A 3287-nucleotide genomic window follows, 5' to 3' on the forward strand; every position below is an offset into this window, starting at 1 on the left:
CGAAGCGAAGCAATCCAGGGCGGTTTACGCCTGCTCTGGATTGCTTCGCTTCGCTCGCAATGACGATGGCTATTCCATCAACCCGACCAATTCCTCCCCCGGCACCGGCCCCGATTTCAGGAACCCCTGCCAGGTCGCGACCCCGAGTTCCTTCAGCCGTTCAAGCTGCGCCTCATTCTCGATCCCCTCGGCCACCACCAGCAAGCCGAGCGCGCGCGCGAGATCGACGATCGCGCGCACGACGATACGGTCGCGGTCGCTGCCGTCGAGGCTGCGGGTGAAGCCGCTGTCGATCTTGAGATAGTCGATCGGCAGCCGCGCGAGCAGCGACAGGCTGGAATAGCCGGTGCCGAAATCGTCGATCGCGATCGCCGAGCCCAGCGCGCGGATCTGCGCAAGCTGCGCCGCCGCGTTCGCCGGTTCGCTGAGCATCGCCTGCTCGGTGAGTTCGAGGGTCAGCCGGTCGGGATCGACCCCCGCCTGCTTCGCCATCGCCGCGAAGCGATCGGCGAATTCGGGATCGCTGAGGTCGGCGGCGGTGATGTTGAGCGACACGCGCAGTTTTGCGAGCGCGCGCGGCCAGCCCGCGATCTCGGCGAGCGCGACGCGGTGCGCATGCTCGGTCAGTTCGCGTTCGAGCCGCGCCGCGCGCGCCGCGGTGACGAGCGGCCCGGCGCCGAGCAATCCCAGCTCGGGATGCTGCCAGCGAAGCAGCGCCTCGACCCCGATCATCGCGCCGCTCGCGACGTCATATTGCGGTTGATAGTGGATCACGACCTCGTCGTGCGACAGCGCCGAACTCACCATGGCGCCGTCGCGCGCCGAGGCCGGACGCGCAAGCTGGTCGCCGGCGGTGCGGAGCTGATCGACGATCGGTTCGTCGCGCACGATCAATGCGGCGGCGATTCGGATCGCGAGGCGTCCTTTGGGATCGCCGACCATCGGCTCGGCAAGCGCGACGTGCAGCGCCCGTTCCTGCGCGCGCAGGGCGCCGAGCGACAGCGGCACCGCGGGCACGATCAGAAAGCGCGGCCCGTCGAGCCGTTCGACGCAACTCCCATGCCCGAACTCGTCGCCCGCAAAATTTTCGAGCCGCCGCCCGATCTCGTCGAGCACGGCGTCGCCCGCCGCGGTTCCGGCGCTGTTGTTGATGCGCGCCATCTGGTCGACCTGCACCAGCATGACGCCGGCGTCGGTTTCGTGTCGGATATGCAGGTCTTCGAGCATCCGGACACAGCCGGACACGGAGTCGGGTACGCGATTCATCGCGCCCCCTTATCAGGCTTTTCTTGCCAAGCCCTTCCCTTTTGCATCACAATCGCACCGATGGCCACGCTTTCGCCTCCACCTGCCCCGCTCACCGACGCGCGTTTGACCGATGGTCTGGGCCGCCGGATCGAGTATCTGCGCCTGTCGGTCACCGACCGCTGCGACCTGCGCTGCCGCTATTGCATGGCCGAGGACATGACCTTCCTGCCGCGGTTGGCGGTGCTGAGCATCGAGGAGATGGGCGATCTCGCGGCGCGCTTTGTCGCGCGCGGCATCCGCCGCATCCGCCTGACCGGCGGCGAACCGCTGGTGCGACGCGGAATCGACATACTGGCGTCGCGGCTCGGTGCGCTGATCGGGCATGGGCTCGACGAACTGACGCTGACCACCAACGCGATGCGGCTTGCCGAGCACGCACCGATGCTGGCAGCGGCGGGGGTGCGGCGAATCAACGTCAGCCTCGACACGCTCGATCCGGAGGCCTTCCGCCACATCACCCGCGTCGGCGACCTCGCGGTCGCGCTGCGCGGGATCGACGCGGCGCGGAACGCGGGTCTCGCGGTCAAGATCAACATGGTCGCGCTCGCCGGGCTCAACGAGGATCAGTTGCTGCCGATGCTCGCTTATTGCGGCGCGAACGGTTTCGATCTGACGCTGATCGAAACGATGCCGCTCGGCGAGGTCGCCGAGGATCGCAGCGACCATTATGTTCCGCTTCACCAGTTCGTCGCCCCGCTCCGCGCCGAACGCGGAATCTTTCCGATCGACAAGCGCACCGGCGGCCCCGCGCGCTATTTCGCGGTCGAGGACAGCCCGGTCACGCTCGGCCTGATCACGCCGCTCAGCGACAATTTCTGCGCGACGTGCAACCGCATTCGCCTGACCGTCGAGGGGCGCATCTATATGTGCCTCGGCCAGGACGACCATGTCGACCTGCGCGCAGCGCTGCGTGACGGGGGCGACGTCGACGGCTTGATTGATGCCGCATTGGCTGGCAAACCCCGCGCGCACGACTTTCATATCGAACGAAAGTCCAGACCGGCGGTCGCGCGTCATATGAGTGCAACGGGCGGCTGACACGTCGCCCAGGAATGGGGGCACGGGGACCGAATGCAACGCAAGATCGCACTGGTGGCGTCGAACGCGCCCGCGGGGCTGGAGGCCGAGGCCGAACTGCGCCCGCTCTACGACTTCGTCGACTTGGCCGAGGCCGACATGCTGATCGCGCTCGGCGGCGACGGCTTCCTGCTGCACATGCTGCACCAGCTGCTCGACCAGCGGCGCAGCCTGCCGGTGTTCGGGATGAACCGCGGCACCATCGGCTTCCTGATGAACGAGTTCCGCGTCGAGGGACTGCTCGATCGCATATCGGCGGCGCGCCCCTTCCTGATCCATCCCCTGTCCGGCGACATCACGACGATCAGCGGCGAACGCCACATCCTGCCCGCGATCAACGAGATTTCGCTGCTGCGCGAAACGCGCCAGGCCGCGAAGCTCGAGGTGATGATCAACGAAAAGACGATGCTGGAGGAACTGGCGTGCGACGGCGTGCTGGTATCGACCCCCGCCGGATCGACCGCCTACAACCTCAGCGCCAACGGCCCGATCCTGCCGCTCGAATCGGAAATGCTCGCGCTCACCCCGATCAGCCCCTTCCGCCCGCGGCGCTGGCGCGGCGCGCTCGTCCCCGAATCGACGAGCATCCGCTTCAACGTCCGCGAGGCGGCGAAACGTCCGGTCAGCGCCGTCGCCGACCAGCGCGAAATCCGCGACGTGAAGACCGTTCTCGTCACCACCGACCGCAGCCGTCCGCTGACCTTGCTGTTCGACCCCGACCAGGGCCTGGACGAACGCATCGCAATGGAACAATTTATCGTTTGAGGGCTTGATTAATCCCGCGACCGGCGGCAAAGGGACCGCCTTCCCGCTTCGGCGGCGTGTTCCTCGGTAGCTCAGCGGTAGAGCAATCGACTGTTAATCGATCGGTCGTAGGTTCGAATCCTACCCGGGGAGCCATT

General features: G+C 66.9%; 3 protein-coding genes and 1 tRNA gene. 3 read left to right on the top strand and 1 reads right to left on the bottom strand.

Annotated features, from left to right (window positions below):
• Positions 1-69 precede the first annotated feature (69 nt).
• Positions 70-1266 carry a GGDEF domain-containing phosphodiesterase gene (locus tag OJI97_RS18960; RefSeq protein ID WP_297666108.1) on the bottom strand — a complete coding sequence of 399 codons (1197 nt, stop codon included), beginning with the start codon at positions 1264-1266 and terminating at the stop codon, positions 70-72.
• A gap of 60 nt (positions 1267-1326) precedes the next feature.
• Between OJI97_RS18960 and moaA the strand changes: the two genes are divergently transcribed.
• The 3 genes from moaA to OJI97_RS18975 all read left to right on the top strand — a co-directional run bounded on the left by moaA (position 1327) and on the right by OJI97_RS18975 (position 3285).
• Positions 1327-2346 (top strand): GTP 3',8-cyclase MoaA, encoded by a 1020-nt coding sequence (gene moaA, locus OJI97_RS18965; protein WP_297666110.1) that lies wholly within the window; start codon positions 1327-1329, stop codon positions 2344-2346.
• A gap of 33 nt (positions 2347-2379) precedes the next feature.
• Positions 2380-3150 carry an NAD kinase gene (locus tag OJI97_RS18970; RefSeq protein WP_297666111.1) on the top strand — a complete coding sequence of 257 codons (771 nt, stop codon included), beginning with the start codon at positions 2380-2382 and terminating at the stop codon, positions 3148-3150.
• A 60-nt stretch (positions 3151-3210) separates the two neighbouring features.
• Positions 3211-3285: transfer RNA gene (locus OJI97_RS18975), tRNA-Asn, on the top strand.
• Positions 3286-3287: the final 2 nt, after the last annotated feature.

The organism is Sphingopyxis sp. (assembly GCF_025869345.1).
Classification (GTDB): Bacteria; Pseudomonadota; Alphaproteobacteria; order Sphingomonadales; family Sphingomonadaceae; genus Sphingopyxis.

Coding starts and splice junctions, on each gene's coding strand:
- OJI97_RS18960 (WP_297666108.1), bottom strand. CDS start 1,266: ATGAATCGCGTACCCGACTCCGTGTCCGGCTGTGTCCGGATGCTCGAA.
- moaA (WP_297666110.1), top strand. CDS start 1,327: ATGGCCACGCTTTCGCCTCCACCTGCCCCGCTCACCGACGCGCGTTTG.
- OJI97_RS18970 (WP_297666111.1), top strand. CDS start 2,380: ATGCAACGCAAGATCGCACTGGTGGCGTCGAACGCGCCCGCGGGGCTG.